The sequence below is a fragment of the Alcanivorax sp. DG881 genome (genome assembly GCF_000155615.1).
Lineage (GTDB): Bacteria > Pseudomonadota > Gammaproteobacteria > Pseudomonadales > Alcanivoracaceae > Alcanivorax.
Genome location: NZ_DS989915.1, coordinates 375,919 through 397,558 on the forward strand (window position 1 = coordinate 375,919; position 21,640 = coordinate 397,558).

The following is a 21,640-nucleotide window of genomic DNA, read 5'->3' on the forward strand; positions in this document are numbered from 1 at the left end:
GCAGCCATTACTATGACCCTACGCCTGTTTCTGGCGCTTGGCCTTTTTATTCCGGCACTGACCGTTCATGGGCAATGCCGATTTGATCCTCTGGATCGCGGCCGCGTGGTTAAACTCTCCGGGCAGGATTTTCCCGTTGTTGAAGGCAAGGCGCTGGATACACTCTCCGTCATGCGGGTTGAACAGGGGCGCTTTGTGCCTGTGGCTTACCAGTTCGATGAGCTGGATGAGCATGGCATGGTGTGGTTTGAAGGGAGTGAATTCGCCATGGCTGGCGACGCCGGGCAGCTGGATAAGGCGGACCAGTTGTTGATGATGCTCACCGATGCAGGCCCGCAGGCACCTGCCACGCTCCGCCCAGCCCAGGGATCCATCGTTGCCGATATCGCGGTGGCGAGAAATTGCTATTTCTATCTGGTGGAAGGCAACCGCCAGCGTAGCCAGAATTATTACGTTGCCCACGATATCGACAACGGCATGACCCGCACGGCGCTGTATGAGTTGAACGTGGAGCCGGAAAACGAATTGAACTGGTTGTATCTCGGGTATCAGGGCTACCAGGGGGATGGCTCGATAATCGACACCCTGAAAATGCGCATGAGCGCCGGGGTGCTCTCGCGTTTTACCCGCATGTCGCTGGATAATCACAACCTGCGGCCCAAACAGGTAGGGCATTTGCTTGGCCCAATCCGCTCAGTCATGCATCTACGTACCAAGGTGGTGCTGGCCGGTATCCCGGTGATGACGATTCAGGTACAGGCCATGCGGTATGCCGCTCATTACGAGGCGCATACCTTTGCCCGCATTCCCGATCTGTACCGCGCCACCCTCAAGGATCCGGAAGTGGCGGTGACTGTGGATGGCAATGCGCAGATCGGCGCACGGGTTTATACCGCCGGCTTTGCGGACAAGCCGGTGACCGTGGATGGCAAAATAGACGATGCTGACAAGCGCTTTGCCAATCAATCGCTGAGCATGCATGAGAACTGGATTCTGTTTGACAGCCGCAAGCAGTTCTCCCTGTTGACCGCCATGACGGTGCCGGATGAGCTACTGGAGACGCCGGTAAAATTGATCTATGAAGATGACCGGGCGCTGCGGGTCGAGCCTGAACAGTTTACCGGTCAACTGCCTAACCTGGGGTATTCCCTGCAAGGCTGGCCGGAGCCACAGGAGTTGCGGTTTACCGTCAGCCTGTATTTTGACGAAGGGCTGCATGGCATGGAGGCGGGGGCGTTTGCACAGCAGCGAAGTGCTGCCGTGCCTTACGCGGTCAGTGAGCCGTTATCGGAATGAGCGATCCGGCTTTAGTGAGAGAACCTCTTCACGAGTGAGCGGCAGCCAGACATCCCCTTTGACGCTGGCGTTACGCGCGAGAAACGCAGAGTTCAGCGGAAATTGCGTGGTAAACCCGTAGATCACCAGTCCGACACGGTCCCCGGCTTTCAGTGGTTGGCTAACCGCAGGTAACTCCAGCTCATAAATGCCTTTCTCCGGCAGGGGCGTGAGCTGTTCGCTGGCCACATGAACCCGACGGCGATTGGCGTGCTGAATGCCGAGGCCCACAAAAACGGGCATGCTGTCCCCACCGGAAGTGCCACCCAGGTTCAGATCAATACGTGGCTTGCCGAGCAGGACTTCGTCATCCCCGCGGGCAATATACATGGGCACGAATTTTGGCCGCCCAAAGCCACCGTTGGGTTTCATGTCACGCAGATCGGCCCCCGGCCACATGGCACGGAACAAGTCTGTGCCGGTATCCACACCCACCATCAGCCACTCGAACGCACCGGCCAGCGGCACGGTGACTTTGGTGCGGGGCAATACATACTGCGTGTTGTTAATCGGTAGCCCTTCCTCCAGGGCGATGCCCCGGTCCTCGGTGACATTGATACAGTATTGCGGCACCTGGCGTTCGCCTCCCTGCAGCTTCTCGTCCCACCAGTTGATAATGGTATCCACCGTCGTTTCGCTGTAATCACCACAGTGCACCATGTCGTCGGTCTGGTAGAAGGGTAGCCAGCCGCGCCATTGCTGCATGGGCCAAGGCATTACGTGGCCAGCCTGCATACCGATAATGCGTGCATCTCGTCCCTGTTCCTGCCAGCACTCGTAATTACGTTCGGCCTGCTGGAACGGAAACATGGTGTCGGTGAATCCCTGAATGAACAGGGCATCGGCGTGGGGGGCTTTGCCCTGATCACAAAAAGCGGCAGGGCTACGTTGATACATCAGGTCTTTGAGGTCCTGATTGACGGTGCCATCGAAGGCACTGCGCCACGGGGCCGAGAACATCACGCCCACATCAAAGCCGCTGTTAATGCCGCCTACGCCCAGCAAAACCGCTCCCCAGGCGCTGCGAAATTCGCCGTTTGGCGCGATGCTGTTCATATCGTGCCAACCGGTGAGTGGTACCAGTGCCTGCAAGCGAGGCTCGGTAAACGCGGCCAGTGTCTGCAGACCGGCACCGTAGGATTCGCCAATCATGCCGATGGCCGGCTGTCCGTCGGGCATGCGTTTGACGCCGGGAAGGTGGCCCAGTGACCAGTCGATCACGTTGCTCAGATCCGCGACTTCGTAGTCCGGATCCATCATGTGTACGTGGCCATCGGATTGCCCCCAACCTCGCTGATCGTAGAAGACCACCCAGTAACCGGCCTTCCATGCGGCGATGGCCGCTTCACCGGTGAGGATGGACTTGCCGTAAATCGACATGGGGCGCTTGGCGCGGAAGCCGCCAAAGCCGTGAGTCGCAATAATCAGCGGGGCGTTTTCGCCAGCCTGAAGCTCAGGCTGATAGACAGTGGCAGCCAGTTTTTTGCCATCCCGGGTAGGGATGCGCACCTGGTAATAATCCTGTTTTTGCGCCTGGATCGTGCGAGAAGCATTGGTTTGCGGCAGGGTGGTGGTACAACCCGATAACACAAAAAAGCCCGCCAACAGGGCCATGGACATGAAGAGCGGTCGCATGTGGCTACGTCCTCTGTTTATTATTCTGTTATTACTGTGAGGGTGTTATGAAAAAAACGGCTCAACCAAGCCAGGTCGCTGCCACTTTAGTGTGGTTCTTTTATGCTGTCATTGTCGTGTCGTTGGCAGTGACATTGAGTTGGGCGTTGTACAGCCAGTCGAACTATGGCTACCGCTTCTGGTATCAGCAGCTGGATATTGCCCAACATATACAAATCTACGGGCCTCAGAATCGCTTTAAATCCGGATTTGAACAATTGCCCCCCGAGCAGCACTGGAAGGCATTTGAGCAAATTCGTGATGCGGTGCATAACAGCGGTACGGGATTGGCGGATATTGAATACCAGCCGCCGGGGAAAAACGCCCGCCCGTTACTGCACAACGCGGAGGTTCAACATCTTCAGGATGTGGCCGATTTCATCGATGCGGGGCGTGTGCTTTTCTGGGTGCTGTTGCTCCTTTGGCTGCCGCTCGCCTGGCTTTGCGTCTGGTTCAAACCACCACCCATGCGGTGGCGGCTTGGCATTACTGTTTTCACTGTGGGGGCTGTGTTAGCGTGGTTGCTGATTGCCGGCCCGACTCAGGTTTTCTATCAGTTTCATCTATGGATTTTTCCCGCTGATCACCAATGGTTTTTCTATTGGCAGGACTCGCTGATGAGTACGCTAATGAAAGCACCGGTATTGTTTGGCGGGATCGCGGCGGTAATCGTTCTGGGGGCATTGCTGCTCACGCCAGCCATTTACTGGCTGGGCCTGTGGGGTGTGCGACGGTTTGCGCCGGGTTTGCGGCTGTAACATTGCGGATGTAATAACCGTGCGCGTACATAACAGACCATTTCGACCAATAAGAAACGGCTCATGAGCATTGAAGTACTGACTGCCGATGTTGAGGGTGGCGAAAATCTGCAACGCTGGGCTGCAATGGGGTTGCCAATCCCGCCCAGCTGGCGCATTGACCGCAGCGTGGTGGCAGACAGTTCTGCCGCATCGTTGACGCAACAGTTGCGCGCCTTGCCGCGCATGTTTACCGATAACCGCTATTGGGTGCTCCAGCAGGGGCCTATGAACCCGGATTCACGCCGGGAAAGCCTGTTGAACCTGGATTCTGATGAATCCCTGGCGGCGGCACTGCGAAGCATTTTTGATCGTGAACCAGGGCCGGATCATGTGGTGATTCAGGCGCTGCCGCGGCAACAGGCGGCGGGTGTCCTGTTCACCCGTCATCCGTTACGCCAGGATCTGCCACACATGGTGGTAGAGGGCGTAGTGGATGGCAGCAATGAGCGTCAGCGGCTGATTTTCGATGATAGTGGCCGACTGGTGCATGCGTCGCAAGCTGCGATGCCCCTGAGCCAGCAGGTTGATGAAGCCCTGCTGTGCCAGCTGCACAGCAAACTCAAACAGAATTTTGACCGGCCCCAGGCCGGAGAATGGGTATTTGATGGCGAGCAGCTGTGGCTGCTGCAGACGTTGCCGGTGGGCTCGCTCCCGGAACCCAGGGAGGCCTGGACACGGCGTGCCGGGGTGGGGCTGTTCAATCAGGTGGAAACGCCGTTGTGGTACACCCTGGCGGGCCGCTGGCTGAAGGCGGCTTTCTGGGAGCCGCTGGTTGAGCAGGCCGGCTGGAGCCGACTGGCCAAGATCGAGCCTTATCGACGCCAGCACAGCCACATCTATACCAATTGCGCCTTTTTTCGCGAACTCCAGCAACAGCATCAAGGGGCGAGCCGCTTTGTGCCCCCGGCCTGGCAGCAGCTGGAGATCCATGATGAGGCAACACCAGCGCGCCCGCGCCCGCGTTCGCGCCTTCGCAACGTTGTGACTCCGTGGCGTCATCGCTGGACCCTGATGCAGTTGTCACTGGATGTGCGCCACTGGAAAGAGCCCGACGTGACTCGCGAAGGGCTGTGGCGGGCTTTTATGCGGCTGGATGCCATGGGGGAGGCGCTCAGCCGTGTGGATGGCGAGCTTGCCTACCTGACCCTCGCCGACGCCTTGCCACGCTATAGCGCGCCGTTACCACTAGCGCTGCTGACAACCCCTGCGGAATTGCAGGCTGTGGAAGCGCTTGCCCGCGGTGATCTGGAGTCGGTACGGCATACCGGGCTACGGCCGGGGGCTGATCCAGTGCATGCGCCGTTAAGTGACGGACCGGCCCAGGCCGCGACCCTTAATAGCCTGCAGCAACCGGATGTGGTCAGTGACGCGCAACTGGCGCAACCGAGTGAGCAGGACGCCAATGCCTTGCGTATGGCGCGTACGGCCAGAGGGCTGCGTTTTGCCATCGGCAACCGGCTGCGCCAGCTGCTGCGTTCCATGGGCGCTATCGCGGTCGAGCAGGGCATGTTGCAGCATCCGGACGATATTTATTTCCTGTATTTTGATGAGCTCTGGCAGCTGTGGATGGGACAAAAGCTGCCAGCCAGCGCCGGCAAAGAAGTCATTGGTGACCGTAAACTCCGTTATCTGGATGATGGCCTGCAAGGCGCGCCTGACTGGAAGATGGATCAGGTGGGCTATGGTTTCGGTGGCGGACAGCGCCTCAGCCCCTTGCTGCGCGGTCTGCCATTGGTCAAAGGCTCTGTGGAAGGGCCGATACGGCGGGTATGCAGCGCCTGGTGCCTGAACAAGATCCAGCCCGGTGATATCGTGGTGGTGGATCAGGTGGAGCCGGCATGGCTGCCCTGGCTGGTGCAGGCAGCGGGCCTGGTGATTGCCGAGCAGGACCCCGCCAACGGCGCCGCCAGCCTGGCGGTGACCTATGGTATTCCTGCCATCTGGTCTGCCAGTGATGTCATGCATAGCGTGCAGGACAATCTGCAGGCAACCCTGGACGCCACCCAGGGTCAGCTTGATGTCGCTCCGGTTATGGATGACGATAACGCCAGCTAGGACGATCAGGCGGGAAGGCTGGAAGGCTGGAAGGCGAAAAGTGCAGAGCTCACGTGTTGTTCTTGTCCCACAGAGGCAGGTTCCATGACGCAACCACCGAATCAGGAAGAAGACACTCGCCCGTTTGTGGCTCCATGCCACACGGTCGATACCCGCGCGCCACTGCGCTGGCTGCGCAAGGGCTGGCAGGATTTCCGGGCGGCGCCGGGGCCAAGCCTGGTGTATGGCGGCATCATGGTCGTCATCAGCTACCTGATCAGTGCCGCCACCTGGTGGTTCGGTAATATGGGCCTGTATCTGGGCCTGCTTTCCGGCTTTGTCTTTCTTGGGCCGCTGTTGGCGCTCAACCTCTACGATATCAGCATCCAGCTGCAGCAAGGGCGCAAGCCCAGCCTGTTCGAGAGTTTACGGCAGGCGCGGGCCTGCATGGGCGACGCGCTTACCTTTACCGTGATTCTGGTGGTGGTGTTTCTGGTGTGGGCCCGGGCGGCCAACCTGATTTATATCTTTTACCCGGTTAATGAGTGGCATCTGGAGAATGTACTGCTGTTCTTCGGGGTGGGCAGCAGTGTGGGTGCATTGTTCTGCGCCATCGTTTTCACCGCCAGTGCGTTCTCGCTGCCCATGATCATGGATCGCAAGACGGATATGGTGACCGGGGTCATTACCAGCACCAACGCGGTGCTACGCAACAAGCCGGCGCTGTTTGTGTGGGCCTGCCTGATTGGTGTTTGCCTGCTGGTGGGCTTGTTAACGGCCTACCTGGCGCTGGTAGTGCTGCTTCCGGTGCTTGGCTATGCCACCTGGCACGCCTACCGCGAAGTGATTGACGCCAGTGATTGGGATCCGCGCTTTGAACTCCCTGCTGAGCAAGTGAATTGAGCGCTTAACGGTTGGAGCGTGGAGCAGGTTTGATCGTAAGAGCCGCTGTATGCGGGAGCGGCTGCGCAGAAGGCAGCCGTTCCCGCATTTTTTCAGCAGCCGGCTAGTCCTCGTCCATGTAGCCCAGCAGGTGGGGCACCATCCGTTCGATTTCCTTGCGTGTCATGCCTTTGCGGGCGGCGTAGTCGTTCATCTGATCCTTCGCCAGTTTGCCGGTGCCGAAGTACTTGGCCTGTGGGTGGGAGAAGTACCAGCCAGATACCGCCGCAGTGGGCAGCATGGCGTAGCTTTCAGTCAGCGTCATGCCGGCATGGGTTTCCGGGTCCAGCAACTGCCACAGCAAGGCTTTCTCGGTATGGTCCGGGCACGCCGGATAACCCGGGGCAGGGCGGATGCCCCGGTATTTTTCACTGATCATGTCCTGATTACTCAGTGCTTCATCGCTGGCGTAGCCCCAGTAGTCCTTACGCACTTTTTCGTGCAGACGCTCGGCGAACGCTTCCGCCAGCCGGTCAGCCAGTGCCTTGAGCATGATGGCGGAATAGTCGTCATGGTCGGCTTCGAAGCGGGCGACATGCTCGTCGATACCAATGCCGGCGGTGACCGCAAAGCCGCCCAGCCAGTCGGTGAGTCCGGTTTCTTTGGGGGCGATAAAGTCACTCAGGCAGAAATCCGGCTTGTCGTTCTTGCTCCGGTCCAGCTGCTGGCGCAGGTGATGAAGGGTCATGAACGCCTCTTTGTCACCGGGCTCGCGGTAGAGCTTGATGTCGTCCATGTCCGAGTTGGCAGGCCAAAAACCTATTACACCGCGGGCAGTTAGCCACTTTTCCTCAACGATTTTCTCAAGCATGTCCCGGGCATCCCGGTAGAGCTTGGTGGCTTCTGTGCCGACTACTTCATCGTCGAGAATCTTGGGGAATTTGCCGGCCAGCTCCCAGGCACGGAAGAACGGCGTCCAATCGATGCGTTGCACCAGATCATCCAGTGGGTAATCGTCCAGCACCTTCAGGCCTTTCACCTTGGGCTCGGGCGGCGTGTAATCGTGCCAGTCTGGCTGGAAGCGGTGCTCCCGGGCCTGATCAATGGAAATCAGGCTGCGATCCACCTGCTGTTGTTTGCGCCGTACGCGCAGTGCCTCATAGGTTTCCTTGAGCTCGGAGACATAGTCGTCCTTGGCCGTTTTGGAGAGCAGCTTGGAGGCCACGCCGACCGCCCGGGAGGCATCGGCCACGTGGACCACGGCCTCGTTGTAGGCCGGATCAATCTTCACTGCGGTGTGAATGCGGCTGGTGGTAGCACCGCCGATCATCAACGGCAGGTTCATTTCCAGGCGCTGCATCTCGCTGGCCACATGGACCATTTCTTCCAGGGAGGGGGTGATCAGCCCGGAGAGACCAATGATGTCCACTTTTTCTTCTTTGGCCACCTCGAGAATGGTCTCGCAGGGCACCATGACGCCCAGATCCACCACGTCATAGCCGTTACATTGCAGCACCACGCCAACAATGTTCTTGCCGATGTCGTGCACATCACCTTTCACGGTGGCCATCAGGATCTTGCCGTTGGCTTCATCCTGGGTGCCCAGTTCTTCCTTTTCCTTCTCCATGAAAGGCATCAGGTAGGCGACCGCCTTCTTCATGACCCGGGCGGATTTGACCACCTGGGGCAGGAACATCTTGCCTTCGCCAAACAGGTCGCCGACCACGTTCATGCCATCCATCAAGGGGCCTTCGATGACGTGAAGCGGGCGGGCGGCATTCTGGCGGGCCAGCTCGGTGTCTTCTTCCACGTAGTCGGCAACGCCTTTCACCAGGGCATGCTCAAGGCGCTTTTCGACGGCCCATTCACGCCAGGCCAGGTCTTCCTTCTTGGCTTTCTCGCCGCCGCTACCACGGTATTTCTCGGCAAGATCCAGCAAGACTTCGGTGCCGTCTTCGTGGCGGTTGAGCACCACATCTTCCACGGCATTGCGCAGTTCTTCGGGAATGTCCGCATAAATGGCCAGCATGGTGGGATTGACGATCCCCATGTCCATGCCGTTCTTGATGGCGTAATAGAGGAACACGGCGTGGATGGCTTCACGAACGGTGTCGTTGCCCCGGAAAGAGAAACTCACATTGGAGACCCCGCCGGAAATCATGGCGTGGGGCAGGGTACGCTTGATGTCGCCAACTGCTTCAATGAAATCCACGGCGTAGTTGTTGTGCTCTTCGATCCCGGTGGCAATGGCGAAGATGTTGGGATCGAAAATGATGTCTTCCGGCGGGAAACCCACTTCTTCGGTGAGCAATTTATAGGCACGGGTACAGATTTCCACCTTGCGCTCACGGGTATCTGCCTGACCTTCCTCATCGAAGGCCATGACGATCACGGCGGCACCATAGCGGCGCAGCAGTCGAGCCTGATGAAGGAATGCCTCTTCGCCTTCCTTCATGGAGATGGAGTTCACCACCCCCTTGCCCTGGATGCATTTCAGCCCGGCTTCGATCACTTCCCACTTGGAGGAGTCGATCATGATCGGCACTTTGGAGATTTCCGGTTCGGATGCCACCAGATTGAGGAACTTCACCATGCACTCGGCGGATTCCAGCATCCCCTCATCCATGTTGATATCGATGATCTGGGCGCCGTTCTCCACCTGGTCGCGGGCCACTTCCAGTGCGGTATCGTAGTCTTCTTCCTTGATCAGTCGCAGGAACCGCTTGGAGCCGGTCACATTGGTCCGTTCGCCCACATTCACGAACAGGGAATCCTTGGTGATGGTGCAGGGTTCCAGCCCGGACAGGCGGCATGCCACTTCAATGTCGGGCAGCTGGCGTGGCGCGAGCCCTTCAACGGCATCCGCCATGGCTGCGATATGCTCCGGTGTGGTCCCGCAGCAACCGCCGATAATGTTTAGAAAGCCTTTCTCTGCCCAGGCGCGCACTTCTTTCGCCATGGTGAACGGATCCAGGTCATATTCGCCCATTTCGTTGGGCAGCCCGGCGTTGGGGTGCGCGGATACATAGGTCTCGGAAATGCGCGACAGCTCTTCGATGTACGGACGCAGCTCCATGGGCCCCAGCGCACAGTTCAGGCCAAAGCTGATTGGGCGGGCGTGGCGCAGGGAGTTGTAGAACGCTTCGGTGGTCTGGCCGGTTAGGGTACGGCCTGAGGCATCGGTAATGGTGCCGGACACCATTACAGGCAAGTCGAGATTGTTCTCGTAGCAGTACTGGTCCACCGCAAAGACCGCCGCCTTGGCGTTCAGTGTGTCGAAAATGGTTTCGATCAGCACCATGTCGATGCCGCCTTCTACCAGGCCGTCCAGGGCCTCCAGATAGGCGTTTACCAGAGCATCGAAGTTCGTGTTGCGGTAGCCGGGATCATTCACGTCCGGGCTGATACTGGCGGTGCGGTTGGTGGGGCCGAGTACCCCGGCCACGTAGCGGGGCTTGTCCGGCGTGGAGGCTTCGTCGGCGGCCTCCCGGGCGACACGGGCAGCGGCAACATTGATATCCCGGGCCAGGTCCTGCATGTCGTAGTCGGCCATGGCGATGGACGTGGAATTGAACGAATTGGTCTCGATGATATCCGCGCCCGCGTCCAGATAGCCCTTGTGCAGCGCCTTGATCCGCTCGGGCTGTGTCATGCTGAGCAGGTCGTTGTTGCCTTTCAGGTCACTGGGCCAATCCGCAAACTGGGTGCCGCGGAACTCCTCTTCACTGAACTGGCAGCGCTGAATCATGGTGCCCATGCCGCCATCAAGAATCAGAATGCGTTCCTGGAGTTGGGCAGTAAGTTTCGCGCGCGGGTTCTGTGACATCGATGGCTCCGGCAAAGGCGGGAAATTGGGGCGTGCATTATAGCGGGGCAGGGCGCAGATACCCAATATGTGGTGCTTTTTCCGGGGAAAATAGCGATAAAACGGCATTGTCGGCGGCTGCAGACTGGCCATAAGAGCCATTAGGTTTCATTATTGGGCATGCTTGGTAACGGGATGACTGGCACTTCCCGCAGCCAGCAGATGAAATCTTTGTAAAATCCCGCGCGGTGGCATCAGCATGGCTTGGGCTTGCCGCAGGAACGGGCATAATTCGCGCTCACAGGATGAGGAGTACGCTTAATGGATCAATATCTGACCCAACTGGAAACCTTTGCCAATGAAAATCTGGTGCCTTATGCCTGGAGCATTGCCGCCGCACTGGTTATTTTCATTATTGGTAGCTGGATTGTTGCCCGCCTGAGCAGCTGGGTGCAAAAGCTGCTGAACAAGCGTATGGATGAGACGGTGGCCACTTTCCTGGGCCGCATTGTTCATATTCTGCTGTTCGTGTTCGTTGTTATCGCTTCTCTGGATCAGCTCGGTATCGAGACAACCTCGCTGGTGGCGATTCTGGGTGCTGCCGGTCTGGCTGTGGGCCTGGCTCTGAAAGATTCGCTGGGCAACTTTGCGGCCGGCGTCATGCTTATCATGTTCAAGCCGTTTCGCGTGGGGCATTACGTGGAAGCAGGGGGAGCTTCCGGTACCGTCAAGGAAATCCGTATTTTTGCGACGATCATGAACAGCCCGGACAACAAGGTTCTGACCGTGCCCAACGGCGCAATCATGTCCGGAAATATCGTCAACTATTCTGAAAAGCCGACCCGTCGAGTGGATATGGTCTTTGGGGTCGCTTACGATGCGGACCTTTCCGTAGTGAAGAAAGTGCTGCAGGAGGTTCTGGCTGCAGATGAGCGCGTGCTCAAGGATCCTGAGCCGACCATCGTAGTAGGCGAACTTGCGGATAGCTCGGTTAACTTCCTGTGCCGTCCCTGGGTAAACAGCGCGGATTACTGGCCGGTTCTGTGGGATACCACGGAAATCGTGAAACGCCGCTTTGATGAAGCGGGCATTGGCATTCCGTTCCCGCAGATGGACGTACATCTCGACAAAAACGATTAAGGAGTTATTCATGCGCAGTAAGACAATCGCTGCCATGCTGCTGGCCGCCGGACTTCCGGCGGTTTCGGTGGCTGCAGAAGATGCAGCCACCGACGAGGGCAGTGAAGTTTCAAAATGGTCTGGTGATATTGGTATCGGGCTGTTGTTCAAGCGTGGCAACACCAATTCCGACTCTACCAATGCCAACGTTAATATGGCACGGGACAGCGAGAAATGGCGCCATACCTTCAAGGCTGACGCCAATAACGAGAAGGAAGAGGATCCCGATACGGAAGAATATAACCGTACGGATGAGAACTACTTCGCTTCCTACAAGTTGGACCGCAAGCTGGGCGAAGATGCCAAGAACTACCTCTTCAATGTGCTGACCTACCAGAAAGATAATTTTTCGGGTTATCACTACGAAGCCAGTTATGCCATCGGTGTGGGTCGCCGCTGGATTGATTCGGATCTGCAGACTCTGGATGCAGAAATCGGTCCGGGTTATCGCGTAAAGTGTCTGGAGCCCCAGGACACCTATATGACCTGTCATAACTCCGAAGAAGATGCGATTGCGCGTATTGGTATCAAGTACGAGCTGCGTGTCAGTGACAACACCACCTTCAAGGAAGATTTCTCTACCGAGGTAGGTGAAGAGGGCTCTGACACACGTGCTGAAACGTCTTTGACCACGGCGATTAATTCCAGCTTTGCCCTGCGCCTGCGCCACTTGCTGGAGCATAATTCCTCGGTACCGCCAGGCACCAAGGAAACGGACCATACGTTCTCGGTCGGTGTGGTTTACACCCTTCAGTAGAACGTCCCTGGTAGCGCAAAAGCCCCGGCCTTTCAGGTTCGGGGTTTTTTTATGGGTGGCGTTTAGTGGGCGAGACTGGATAGCAAAATGGTGGTGGGCTAAAGCATCGCACCGGGTGGAAAATGGCAAAGCATTACCCCGGAGAATCGACTCTGCGATAGAGCTTTTGAGGCCCTGGACAGGGCGCAGCAGGGGGAGGAGGGCCTGGTTAGCGTGCTGCGGCCGCGAAGCGGCATAAAAAAAGGAGCCCGAAGGCTCCTTTTTTACGAAGGCAGTGGATTAGCCTTCTTTCAGGGCAGTGGTAATGTCCAGCACTGCACCCTTGCCATCGCCGAACAACATCAGGGTGTTGTCCTTGGCAAACAGCGGGTTGGGCAGGCCAGCAAAACCAGCGCTCAGGGAGCGTTTTACCACAACCACGGTCTTGGCCTTGTCCACGTTGAGGATGGGCATGCCGTAAATCGGGCTGCCTTTGTCTTCGCGGGCCATGGGGTTGGTTACGTCGTTGGCGCCCAGCACGATAGCCACGTCGGTTTGCTCGAAGGTTGGGTTGATCTGATCCATATCCTTGAGCTTGTCGTACGGTACTTCCGCTTCGGCCAGCAGTACGTTCATGTGGCCAGGCATGCGGCCCGCTACCGGGTGAATCGCGTATTCCACTTCGATACCGGCAGCTTCCAGGGTGTCTGCCATTTCGCGAACGGCGTGCTGCGCCTGGGCCATTGCCAGACCAAAGCCGGGAACAATAACGACGCGGCGAGCGGTTTCCAGCATCATCGCTACTTCGTCAGCAGAGGTGGACTTCACCTTGCCTGCGTAGACTTCGTCCGCATCCATGGCTTCGCCGGCTTCTGCCATCACACCGAAGAGCACATTGGTGAGAGAGCGATTCATGGCTTTACACATGATGCTGGTCAGGATCAGGCCAGATGCACCCACCAGGGAACCGGTAATGATCAGGGCGCTGTTGCCCATGACAAAACCGGCTGCAGAGGCTGCCACACCGGAGTAGGAGTTCAGCAGGGCGATCACAACGGGCATGTCTGCACCGCCAATCGGCAGTACCAGAAACAGGCCGAGCACCATGGCTGCTGCCACCAGACTCCAGAACACGATTTCGTTACCCGGGTTAGCCACCAGGTAGCCGATGCCGACGAGAGAGCCGATAAACAGGATGGCGTTAACCAGTTTCATGCCGGGGAAGCCCATGGGCTGCCCGTCGATGAGTTCCTGCAGCTTGGCAAACGCCACAAGAGAACCGGTCAGGGTAACAGCACCAATCAATACGGCCGCGCCGGTGGCGATGATGGATACCGTATCGTTGGCGGAACCACGGAAGAATTCCGCTGAGGCAACAGCAAAGGAGGCACCGCCACCAAAACCGTTGAGCAGCGCAATCATCTGCGGCATGGAGGTCATCTGAACCTTCTTGGCCATGATGGCGCCAATCAGGCCACCGACGACGACGCCGGCAATGATCACTTCGTAGGTAACGATATGCTCGTTGAGCAGGGTTACCAAGGCGGCTACGCCCATACCGGCTGCTGCCAGCAGGTTACCGCGTACCGCTGTTTTCGGCTTGGTCAGCCCCTTGATGCCCAGCACAAACAGGCAGGCGGCGATCAAGTAGGCGATATCAATCCAGTTCTGAGAAACGTGCATGGTTTACTTCCTCTTGAACATCGCCAGCATTCGATTGGTGACCATAAAGCCGCCAATCACGTTAATGGTGGCCAGAACCACCGCGGCAAAGCCCAGCACATTGATCAACATGCCGGAATCAGACCCGGCCGCAATCAAGGCGCCCACCACGGTGATACCGGAAATCGCGTTGGAACCGGACATCAGCGGGGTGTGCAGGGTCGGCGGAACCTTGGTGATCAGCTCCACGCCGAGGAAGATCGCCAGCACAAACAGGGTAAGTTGGGCTACGAAATCCATTACTTTTCCTCCTTGCTGTCCGCGTCGGACGCTTCTTCCGCGGCTTCCGGCTCAGGCTTGGCCAGAGCGGGGAGACCCAGAATGTCGCGCAGACGGGCTTGGGGAACGTCGCCATCGTGACTGATCACGGTTTCGGCAACGATTTCGTCTTCGAAATCCAGCTGCAGCTCGCCGTTATCGTCGATCAGCAGGTTAAGCAGGTTTTCCATGTTCTTGCCAAACATCTGGCTGGCATGGAACGCCACAGAGGAGGGCACGTTTTCCGGACCGATGATGGTCACGCCGTGCTTCACTACTGTTTTGCCGGACTCGGTCAGGTCGCAGTTGCCGCCACGCTCAGCAGCCAGATCCACAATGATGGAACCGGGTTTCATGGCTTTCACCATGTCTTCGGTAACCAGGATCGGGCTCTTGGCGCCGGGAACCGCCGCGGTGGTGACGATAACGTCCATTTCCTTCACGACTTCGGTCATCAGCTCACGCTGACGCTTGAGGAAGTCTTCGCCCTGGGCCTTGGCGTAACCGCCGGAGCCTTCCGCTTCGCCGGTATCCAGATCGAGCTCGACCGGCTTGGCACCAACAGACAGGATCTGTTCACGGGCAGCAGGGCGAACGTCGTAGGCTTCAACGACAGCACCCAGGCGCTTGGCGGTGGCACAGGCCTGCAGGCCGGCAACACCCGCACCCATGATGAACACGCGTGACGGCTTCATGGTGCCGGCAGCGGTCATGTTCATGGGGAACATGCGTTGGGATTCGGTCGCGGCGAGCAGTACGCACTTGTAACCTGCGATCATGGCCATGGAAGACAGTACATCCATTGCCTGGGCGCGGGTAATACGCGGTACCAGCTCAAGCGCCAGGCCGGAAACTTTCTTTTCGGCCAGGGACTGGGCAAATTGCGGGTTGGCCAGCGGATCGGTCATGCCGATCAGAACCTGGCCTTCCTTCAGCTTGTTCAGATCCTCGTCACCGTTCTTGATGTTGCTACCAGGCGTTTGCACCTGCAGAACAACTTGAGCGGAAGAGAACACCTCATCGCGATCAACCAGCTTGGCTCCGGCAGCTTCATAAGTGCTGTCCGGATAACCGGCAATATCGCCGGCGCCGCGCTCGATGATGATCTCGACACCTTGTTTTTTCAGCAGTGCGCTGACATTGGCAGGCGTTAAAGCAACGCGCTGCTCGCCAGGGCAGATTTCTTTGGGAACACCGATAATCACCTGCGTTACCCCCGTCTGTGGTTCGCAAATAATTGGCTATTCAGGAGGGAGGATATTGGCAACCCGAAACCTCTGAAAGCCTCGAAAAACGGCCGGTTCAGGTGAACCGGCCGATGAGCAGGGTGCTAACCTTATTGTGCACGTGCCAGCTTGGCAAATGACAAATGGTTATCGTACCGATAAGTGGCCGATAAATGAGCGTTTTGGCCTATCGGCACCCGTTATCATGGGATTATCCGCCCGGACTGATTGTTTTTTGATCAACCAGGGCGATATCGTCCTCTTCCTGCATGTGAATGAAGGGCTCAAGGATGGTGTTGCCACGCACCTCAGACTCGATTACATGCAAAAAGGTGTACGCGCCAAGCAGCTTGCGGGCCAGGAAGATGAACTCCTTGGGCGGCACATCGAAATGCACCGAGAGGGCGTTGCGGCCGGCACGATTCATGATGCGGTTGGGCAGGTTGCTCTTGCCCCAGCAGTACTCGCCATTCTCATTCAGTACGGAGGCCGGGGGCGGAAAACGGTCCGGGTCCTGTAACACTTCAACCGCTTCGAAGCAGAGTTCGGAGAATTCCTCAAGCAATTTGCGCGGGGCGTTACGGGCCAGAAAGTCCAGGGCGTTAAGCGCCCGGATCAGCCGGTCAGTATCGTGGTAAAAGGAGGCACGAATCATCTCCCGGCCCGGGCCAAGCACTTCGTTGTCGAAATCACGGATGGCGCCGAAATCCAGCAGCACGATCTGGTCCTGCTCCGGGGTTTCCCCAATACGCAGCAGGTAGTTGCCGAAATTCGGGTCCGTTTGCATCTTGTTCCATTCGAACACTTCCCGACAGCACAGCTCCATGATGGCGCGGCCGATAAAGTTGCGGCGGGTCTGGGACAACTCAAGCACGGCGGGATCATTGACGCCAATGCCTCGCTCGAAGGTCATGCACATGATGTTGTGCGTTGAGAATTCAGGAACAATTTCCGGAACCACAAAACGCGTGTCATCGGCCAGTGCGGTACGGAAATGGCGGGTGGTATGAGCCTCAAGGTCATAATCCACTTCGCGCTTGAGCATCTCGCGCACTTCATCGAGCCACATGTTGAATTGCTCGGTCATGGGCACCAGGCGGCTCAATTTCAGCAGGCGCACCAGCGCACGCATGTCGGAATCAATCGCGTCAGCGACGCCGGGGTACTGGATCTTCAGGCACAGTTCCTTGCCATCTGACTTGCGCACGGCCTTGTGCACCTGCGCCAGCGAGGCGGCCCCCAGCGGTTGCTCTTCAATCTCCAGCTCAGCCAGTTTAACTTCACCGAGCTGGCGTTTGAGGTGCCGCTCGATGGCTGGCCATTCCAGTGCGGTTGTCTGGTTTTCCAGTGTATGCAGGGCAGTGGTGACCTCTTCTGGCAGGAAGTGTTCGCCGAACAATGCCATCATCTGGCCAATTTTCACCACCGAACCTTTCAGGCTGCCCAGCTCTTCCACCAGCTCCTGGGCACGGGCAGACAAGATTTCCTTGCGCCGGTCATCACGTTTGTCTTTAGCGGTGAACAGTGTGCCTGCGCTGGCGGTGGCATACTTGGCCCCAGCCAGAAAGCCGGCTTTGGCCATTGAGAAGCGCCGCTCCACAGAACCTGTTTTAACCCGTTTTACTGTTTTACGTGCCATAGTCGCGAGGAAACTCCATTTGCCATCCTGAAAGCCGGTGGCATTCTAGCCCGTATTGCAAAGCGGGTCATTGTCCCAAGGAGATAACAAATGGCGAGAACCTGGGTGTTATTGCGAGGCCTGGTTCGTGAAAAGCGGCATTGGGAAGGGTTCCCGGAGCAGTTTCAGGCTGCGGTGCCGCAGGATACGGTGATTACGCTGGACCTGCCCGGTAACGGCGAATTCTGGCAGGAGCGCAGCCCGACGCGGATTGCGGCCATGGTGGCCCATGCCCGTGAGCAGCTGCACTCGCAAGGGCATAGCGGTCCTTATCATGTGGTGGCCCTGTCGCTGGGGGCGATGATGGCGGTGCAGTGGCTTTGCCAGGCTCCCCATGAGGTGGCGTTTGCCGGCCTGATCAATACCAGCGCCAGCCGCTTCAGTCCTTTCTGGCAGCGCTTGCGACCCATGAATTACCGCCGATTGTTGCGAGAGGCCGTGTTCAGCCGCGACACCCTGCGCAAAGAGACCGCCATCCTTGAGATTACCTCGAATATGCGCGAGCGTGATTTTCTTCACGCCCTGGCGGAAAAATGGGCTGACTATGCAGCCTCGCAGCCGGTGTCGCTCAACAACAGCCTGCGCCAGCTTCTGGCTGCCATACGCTTCAGGGCGCCGGTGGCGCTGCCGGATTCTGTGCCGGTAATCATTGTTAACGGGCAGGGGGATCGCCTGGTCAGCCCCAGCTGCTCCCGCCGCCTGGCCGCCGCCTGGCAACTGCCACTGAAAGTGCATGCTGAAGCGGGCCATGATCTTCCGCTGGATGCGCCCCGATGGCTTATCAATACGCTTCTTGAGGGGGTAACAGATTCCTCTGTTTAGTGTGTTGACCGCAACTGCCCGCTGCCCTAAGTTCTATTCAGAACCCGCGAGTTCTGGTGTGGATTCTGAATAGAGCAACAATGAAGAGGTATGCATGGCAACGCCGCAGGAATTGACCCGTTTTGCGAAAGGCCCACAGTCCCCCCAGGAGCGTATCTGGTGGGACCGCTATTCCCACGAGAAGCTGAATGCCTGGCGCCAGGTACAGGACCCGCTAGCGGATCGTTGTGCCGCACAGATTAAATTCACCCGGCCGTCCGGGTTGCTTGATGAGGTGGAGCGGCGCGCTGAAACGGAGGGGGGCGATTTTCAGGCCTTCCTGGATCATTGCCATACCGTACCGAGCTGGGTGGATTTCGAGGAGATGGAGTTGGGGCGACGCATGTATCGTCGCAATGGCGCCCTGCAGGGGCTGGTGCTGATGTGTTCCAGCCTGGTTGAAGGCTATGCGCACAACAAGCCGTCCCAGGTGCTGGTTGCCACCGGACGGCTACAGAAGGATGTGTCCCGGCGGATCTATGAAACCGGGCAGATGCTGCACAATATTGTCGGGGATGACGGCATTCGCCCCGGCGGGTTGGGGCACCGAACCTTGATGGAAGTCCGGCTGCTACATGCGGCGGTCCGGCAATTCCTGGCCAGCAACCCGCGCTGGGACAATGAAAAGTATGACCTGCCGATCAATCAGGAAGATATGGCCGGCACGGTGCTGGAGTTTGATTTCATGGTGGTTCGGGGGCTTAAGCGCCTCGGATTGCCCATTTCCCGGCGTGAGCATGAGTCCATGCATTATTTCTGGCGTTATGCCGGGTATCTGCTGGGCGTGAACGAGGCCTTGCTGACCAGCACACTGGAAGAGCAGAGTGTCCTGGCTATGCAGCTGACCTCGCATCTCTACGATCCCACGCCGGATAGTGAGTCCCTGGCCAAGGCCTTGCTCAAGGACATGTCCGGCAAGCCGCCCTTTAATCTTTCCTACGATGTGCTGCTGGCGTTCAGCCGTTACCTGATCGGTGACCAGGTGGCGGATGATCTGAATATTCACAGCACCATTCCTGCCTCCGCCGCCGTCAGAGTGGTGAAGACAGCGATCACCACAGCCAGTTTCGGTTTGCGCTTGTTGCCGGACCCGGCCAAACGGGCATTGGAAGGGCTGAATCACCAGCTGGGCCGGCGCACCTTGAAAGCCGGACTGGGCGACAACCCGGCCCGCTGGGGATTCAAGGCTCTGGCCTGATAGCAGCGGCGCACAGCGTGAATGCCAGGCGATTTCTTTCCTGACTTGCTGACCTGCCGATAATGGCAAATAAAAAAACCGGCCTTGAAGCCGGTTTTTTTATGTCTTGCGTTTGCGCTGCGGCGAAAGTCAGCCTTTGCGGGCGACCTGGTTTTCTCGCAGCAAATCCATGTAATCCACCAGTATTTCGCCGGTTTCACGGACGTACGGGTCTTCATCCATGGCTTCGTCATGGCTTTCCGGATCCAGCGCCCGCTGTTCTTCCAGCGTGCGCAGCTCCTTGATGCTCTCAAGGGGGTCTTCATCGCGGGCCTGACGACGGCTGTTTTCGATGGCCAGCCGTTCCTTGTCGAACTCGGTCTGCATTTGAGTGCGCGCCTTTTCGTTCAGCGAGAGTTCCGTTCGGTTACGGTTCACGTCGAGCAGCTTGCGCAGGGAATGCACGTAGACAAATTCCGGGTCGCTATCCGTGCGTTCTTCATGGCGCTCACGCAGTTGTGGCAGGAAAGGCACCAGGTCAGTGACACGCTGGAAATTGGCCGATTTAATTTCATCCCAGGGCAGGGCGTTGGGCAGAGAGCTTTCCCCCACGTCGTCCTTGTCTACCAGGGAGGGCAAATCCACATCCGGCACGATGCCCAGGTTCTGGTTGCTGGAGCCCGACACCCGATAGAACTTGGCATTGGTCATCTTCAGCTTGCCATGATTGAGATCCAGCAGGGTTTGCACCGTGCCTTTGCCGTATGTCTGGTCGCCGACGATTAGCGCGCGGCCATAGTCCTGCATGGCGCCGGCAAAAATTTCTGATGCCGAGGCGCTGTAGCGGTTCACCATGACAGCCATGGGGCCGGCGAACAGGACACCGGGGAATTTGTCGCCTTCGACACTGACCCGGCCATTGGATTCGCGAACCTGCACCGTCGGGCCCCGATTAATAAACAGGCTGACCAGCTTGTTCACTTCCAGCAGCGAGCCGCCGCCGTTGTTACGCAGGTCGATGACCAGGCCATCGATATTTTCCTTGCGCAGCTCGACCAGCAGTTTCGCCACATCGCTGGTGGTGCTGGTGTATTTCGGGTCGCCGCGATGGTAGGCGTCGAAATCCAGATAGAACGCGGGGATTTCGATAATGCCCAGTTTCAGATCCTGGCCATTACGGTCAACGTGAATGATGTCTTTCTTGGCGGCCTGTTCTTCCAGTACCACCTTGTTGCGCACAATGGTGATGGTGCGAGTGTCATGCTCGCTGGGGCTGCCGGCGGGGATAATTTCCAGATTGACCTTGGTGCCCTTGGGCCCACGGATCTGGTCGACCACTTCATCCAGACGCAAGCCGATTACCGGTACCGGGTCTTCTTCATCCTGGGAGACACCCACGATGCGGTCCGCAGGCTTTAGCTGGCCGCCTTTGGCGGCGGGGCCACCGGGGACCAGACGCACCACCTTGGTGTAGCCGTCTTCGTATTGAAGTACTGCACCAATGCCTTCCAGTGAGCGGCTCATGCTGATGTCGAAGTTTTTCGAATTGTGCGGGGTGAAGTAGGTGGTGTGGGGATCAAATGTCTGCGTCAGCGCATTCATGTACACCTGGAACACATCCTCAGGGGTATTCTGCTTGATCCGCTTCAACTGGCTTTCGTAGCGACGAGTGAGCCGCGTTTCGATATCTTCCGCACTGGAATCGTTGAGGCGCATGGAGAGCACCGCATTTTTCAGCTGGCGCTGCCAGATTTCATCCAGAGCCGCCTTGTCCTTGGCCCAGGGGGCATCCTCACGATCCACTCTTACCGACTCTTCGCTGTCGAAGGTCAGCGAATCCAGGTCATTGGCGATGGTCTCCAGTGACCAGGTCAGGCGCTCTTCCAGGCGCTGCTGGAAGCGATTGAAAATGGTATAACCGCCTTCCAGCTGGCCCTTGCGTAGCTGGTCATCCAGGATCTCGTTATAGCGCTGGAAGTCCTTGATGTCGGACGCCAGGAAATACAGACGATTGGGATCCAGGTCCTTCAGGTAGCGTTGCAGTACCTGTTCGGAAAGCTGATCGTCGAAATCGAGCTGGCGATAGTGATACTTGAGCTTGTCAGCAATTTCTTCAGCCGCTTCCAGTTGCTCTTCCGTCGGCTTCAGGTCGCCCTGAATATCCGGCGATGAGTCGTGAAGGGCGCCGCCGCCTTTGATTGCCCCGCCCAGCAGCAACAGGGCAAGTGCAAGAGGGAACAGCTTACGGAGTAATGACATACTGGCTCTCAAAC

15 protein-coding genes are annotated in these 21,640 nt (G+C 57.8%); 8 read left to right on the forward strand and 7 right to left on the reverse strand.

The features are described from left to right. The first annotated feature begins 12 nt into the window (after positions 1-12). Positions 13-1,296: a hypothetical protein gene (locus tag ADG881_RS01700; protein ID WP_039925926.1), complete on the forward strand. Its 1,284-nt coding sequence runs from the start codon at positions 13-15 to the stop codon at positions 1,294-1,296. On the opposite strand, the gene ADG881_RS01705 is transcribed toward ADG881_RS01700, so the two are convergent. Further along, the gene (locus ADG881_RS01705; RefSeq protein WP_232211667.1) at positions 1,285-2,970 is read right to left on the reverse strand and encodes a CocE/NonD family hydrolase; all 1,686 of its coding nucleotides are present in this window, start codon (positions 2,968-2,970) and stop codon (positions 1,285-1,287) included. The two genes, ADG881_RS01700 and ADG881_RS01705, sit on opposite strands and share 12 nt — an antisense overlap. Positions 2,971-3,017: 47 nt before the next feature. Between ADG881_RS01705 and ADG881_RS01710 the strand changes: the two genes are divergently transcribed. The 3 genes from ADG881_RS01710 to ADG881_RS01720 all read left to right on the forward strand — a co-directional run bounded on the left by ADG881_RS01710 (position 3,018) and on the right by ADG881_RS01720 (position 6,746). Next, positions 3,018-3,767 (forward strand): DUF1461 domain-containing protein, encoded by a 750-nt coding sequence (locus ADG881_RS01710; protein WP_039925928.1) that lies wholly within the window; start codon positions 3,018-3,020, stop codon positions 3,765-3,767. A 63-nt stretch (positions 3,768-3,830) separates the two neighbouring features. After that, the gene (locus ADG881_RS01715; protein ID WP_007149953.1) at positions 3,831-5,864 is read left to right on the forward strand and encodes a PEP-utilizing enzyme; all 2,034 of its coding nucleotides are present in this window, start codon (positions 3,831-3,833) and stop codon (positions 5,862-5,864) included. An 84-nt stretch (positions 5,865-5,948) separates the two neighbouring features. Next, complete coding sequence (locus tag ADG881_RS01720) at positions 5,949-6,746, forward strand: DUF2189 domain-containing protein (protein ID WP_007150116.1); 798 nt, start codon at positions 5,949-5,951, stop codon at positions 6,744-6,746. A gap of 103 nt (positions 6,747-6,849) precedes the next feature. Here ADG881_RS01720 and metH read toward each other — a convergent pair whose 3' ends face one another. After that, positions 6,850-10,551: a methionine synthase gene (gene metH / locus ADG881_RS01725; protein WP_039925930.1), complete on the reverse strand. Its 3,702-nt coding sequence runs from the start codon at positions 10,549-10,551 to the stop codon at positions 6,850-6,852. Positions 10,552-10,851: 300 nt separating this feature from the next. On the opposite strand from metH, the gene ADG881_RS01730 reads away from it, so the two are divergent. After that, complete coding sequence (locus tag ADG881_RS01730; protein WP_007148906.1) at positions 10,852-11,670, forward strand: mechanosensitive ion channel family protein; 819 nt, start codon at positions 10,852-10,854, stop codon at positions 11,668-11,670. A 10-nt stretch (positions 11,671-11,680) separates the two neighbouring features. Next, positions 11,681-12,466: a YdiY family protein gene (locus ADG881_RS01735; protein ID WP_039925934.1), complete on the forward strand. Its 786-nt coding sequence runs from the start codon at positions 11,681-11,683 to the stop codon at positions 12,464-12,466. Positions 12,467-12,745: 279 nt separating this feature from the next. Here the strand turns inward: ADG881_RS01735 and ADG881_RS01740 are convergent, their stop codons facing one another. From ADG881_RS01740 to ADG881_RS01755, 4 genes are all read right to left on the reverse strand, one after another. Beyond that, positions 12,746-14,128 (reverse strand): NAD(P)(+) transhydrogenase (Re/Si-specific) subunit beta, encoded by a 1,383-nt coding sequence (locus ADG881_RS01740; RefSeq protein ID WP_007151206.1) that lies wholly within the window; start codon positions 14,126-14,128, stop codon positions 12,746-12,748. A gap of 3 nt (positions 14,129-14,131) precedes the next feature. After that, entirely contained in the window at positions 14,132-14,407 is a 276-nt protein-coding gene (locus ADG881_RS01745) for an NAD(P) transhydrogenase subunit alpha (RefSeq protein WP_007151153.1), read from the reverse strand. Beyond that, complete coding sequence (locus ADG881_RS01750; RefSeq protein WP_007150483.1) at positions 14,407-15,630, reverse strand: Re/Si-specific NAD(P)(+) transhydrogenase subunit alpha; 1,224 nt, start codon at positions 15,628-15,630, stop codon at positions 14,407-14,409. Before ADG881_RS01750 ends, ADG881_RS01745 begins: the two co-directional genes overlap by 1 nt. A gap of 232 nt (positions 15,631-15,862) precedes the next feature. Then, a complete protein-coding gene (locus ADG881_RS01755) occupies positions 15,863-17,290 on the reverse strand; it encodes an AarF/ABC1/UbiB kinase family protein (protein ID WP_039925938.1) in 1,428 nt (475 codons plus the stop codon). Between the two features lie 90 nt (positions 17,291-17,380). Between ADG881_RS01755 and ADG881_RS01760 the strand changes: the two genes are divergently transcribed. Both ADG881_RS01760 and ADG881_RS01765 read left to right on the forward strand, forming a co-directional pair. After that, positions 17,381-18,151 (forward strand): alpha/beta fold hydrolase, encoded by a 771-nt coding sequence (locus tag ADG881_RS01760; protein WP_007149135.1) that lies wholly within the window; start codon positions 17,381-17,383, stop codon positions 18,149-18,151. Between the two features lie 94 nt (positions 18,152-18,245). Next, entirely contained in the window at positions 18,246-19,388 is a 1,143-nt protein-coding gene (locus tag ADG881_RS01765; RefSeq protein ID WP_007150024.1) for an oxygenase MpaB family protein, read from the forward strand. A 129-nt stretch (positions 19,389-19,517) separates the two neighbouring features. On the opposite strand, the gene ADG881_RS01770 is transcribed toward ADG881_RS01765, so the two are convergent. Further along, complete coding sequence (locus ADG881_RS01770) at positions 19,518-21,626, reverse strand: carboxy terminal-processing peptidase (protein WP_007150227.1); 2,109 nt, start codon at positions 21,624-21,626, stop codon at positions 19,518-19,520. Positions 21,627-21,640: the final 14 nt, after the last annotated feature.

Excerpts from the sequence above, each read along its gene's own strand:
- ADG881_RS01755 (WP_039925938.1), bottom strand. The coding sequence starts at position 17,290 with ATGGCACGTAAAACAGTAAAACGGGTTAAAACAGGTTCTGTGGAGCGG.
- ADG881_RS01770 (WP_007150227.1), bottom strand. The coding sequence starts at position 21,626 with ATGTCATTACTCCGTAAGCTGTTCCCTCTTGCACTTGCCCTGTTGCTG.
- ADG881_RS01745 (WP_007151153.1), bottom strand. The coding sequence starts at position 14,407 with ATGGATTTCGTAGCCCAACTTACCCTGTTTGTGCTGGCGATCTTCCTC.
- ADG881_RS01705 (WP_232211667.1), bottom strand. The coding sequence starts at position 2,970 with ATGCGACCGCTCTTCATGTCCATGGCCCTGTTGGCGGGCTTTTTTGTG.
- ADG881_RS01735 (WP_039925934.1), top strand. The coding sequence starts at position 11,681 with ATGCGCAGTAAGACAATCGCTGCCATGCTGCTGGCCGCCGGACTTCCG.
- ADG881_RS01740 (WP_007151206.1), bottom strand. The coding sequence starts at position 14,128 with ATGCACGTTTCTCAGAACTGGATTGATATCGCCTACTTGATCGCCGCC.
- metH (WP_039925930.1), bottom strand. The coding sequence starts at position 10,551 with ATGTCACAGAACCCGCGCGCGAAACTTACTGCCCAACTCCAGGAACGC.
- ADG881_RS01710 (WP_039925928.1), top strand. The coding sequence starts at position 3,018 with ATGAAAAAAACGGCTCAACCAAGCCAGGTCGCTGCCACTTTAGTGTGG.
- ADG881_RS01730 (WP_007148906.1), top strand. The coding sequence starts at position 10,852 with ATGGATCAATATCTGACCCAACTGGAAACCTTTGCCAATGAAAATCTG.
- ADG881_RS01760 (WP_007149135.1), top strand. The coding sequence starts at position 17,381 with ATGGCGAGAACCTGGGTGTTATTGCGAGGCCTGGTTCGTGAAAAGCGG.
- ADG881_RS01720 (WP_007150116.1), top strand. The coding sequence starts at position 5,949 with ATGACGCAACCACCGAATCAGGAAGAAGACACTCGCCCGTTTGTGGCT.
- ADG881_RS01700 (WP_039925926.1), top strand. The coding sequence starts at position 13 with ATGACCCTACGCCTGTTTCTGGCGCTTGGCCTTTTTATTCCGGCACTG.
- ADG881_RS01715 (WP_007149953.1), top strand. The coding sequence starts at position 3,831 with ATGAGCATTGAAGTACTGACTGCCGATGTTGAGGGTGGCGAAAATCTG.
- ADG881_RS01765 (WP_007150024.1), top strand. The coding sequence starts at position 18,246 with ATGGCAACGCCGCAGGAATTGACCCGTTTTGCGAAAGGCCCACAGTCC.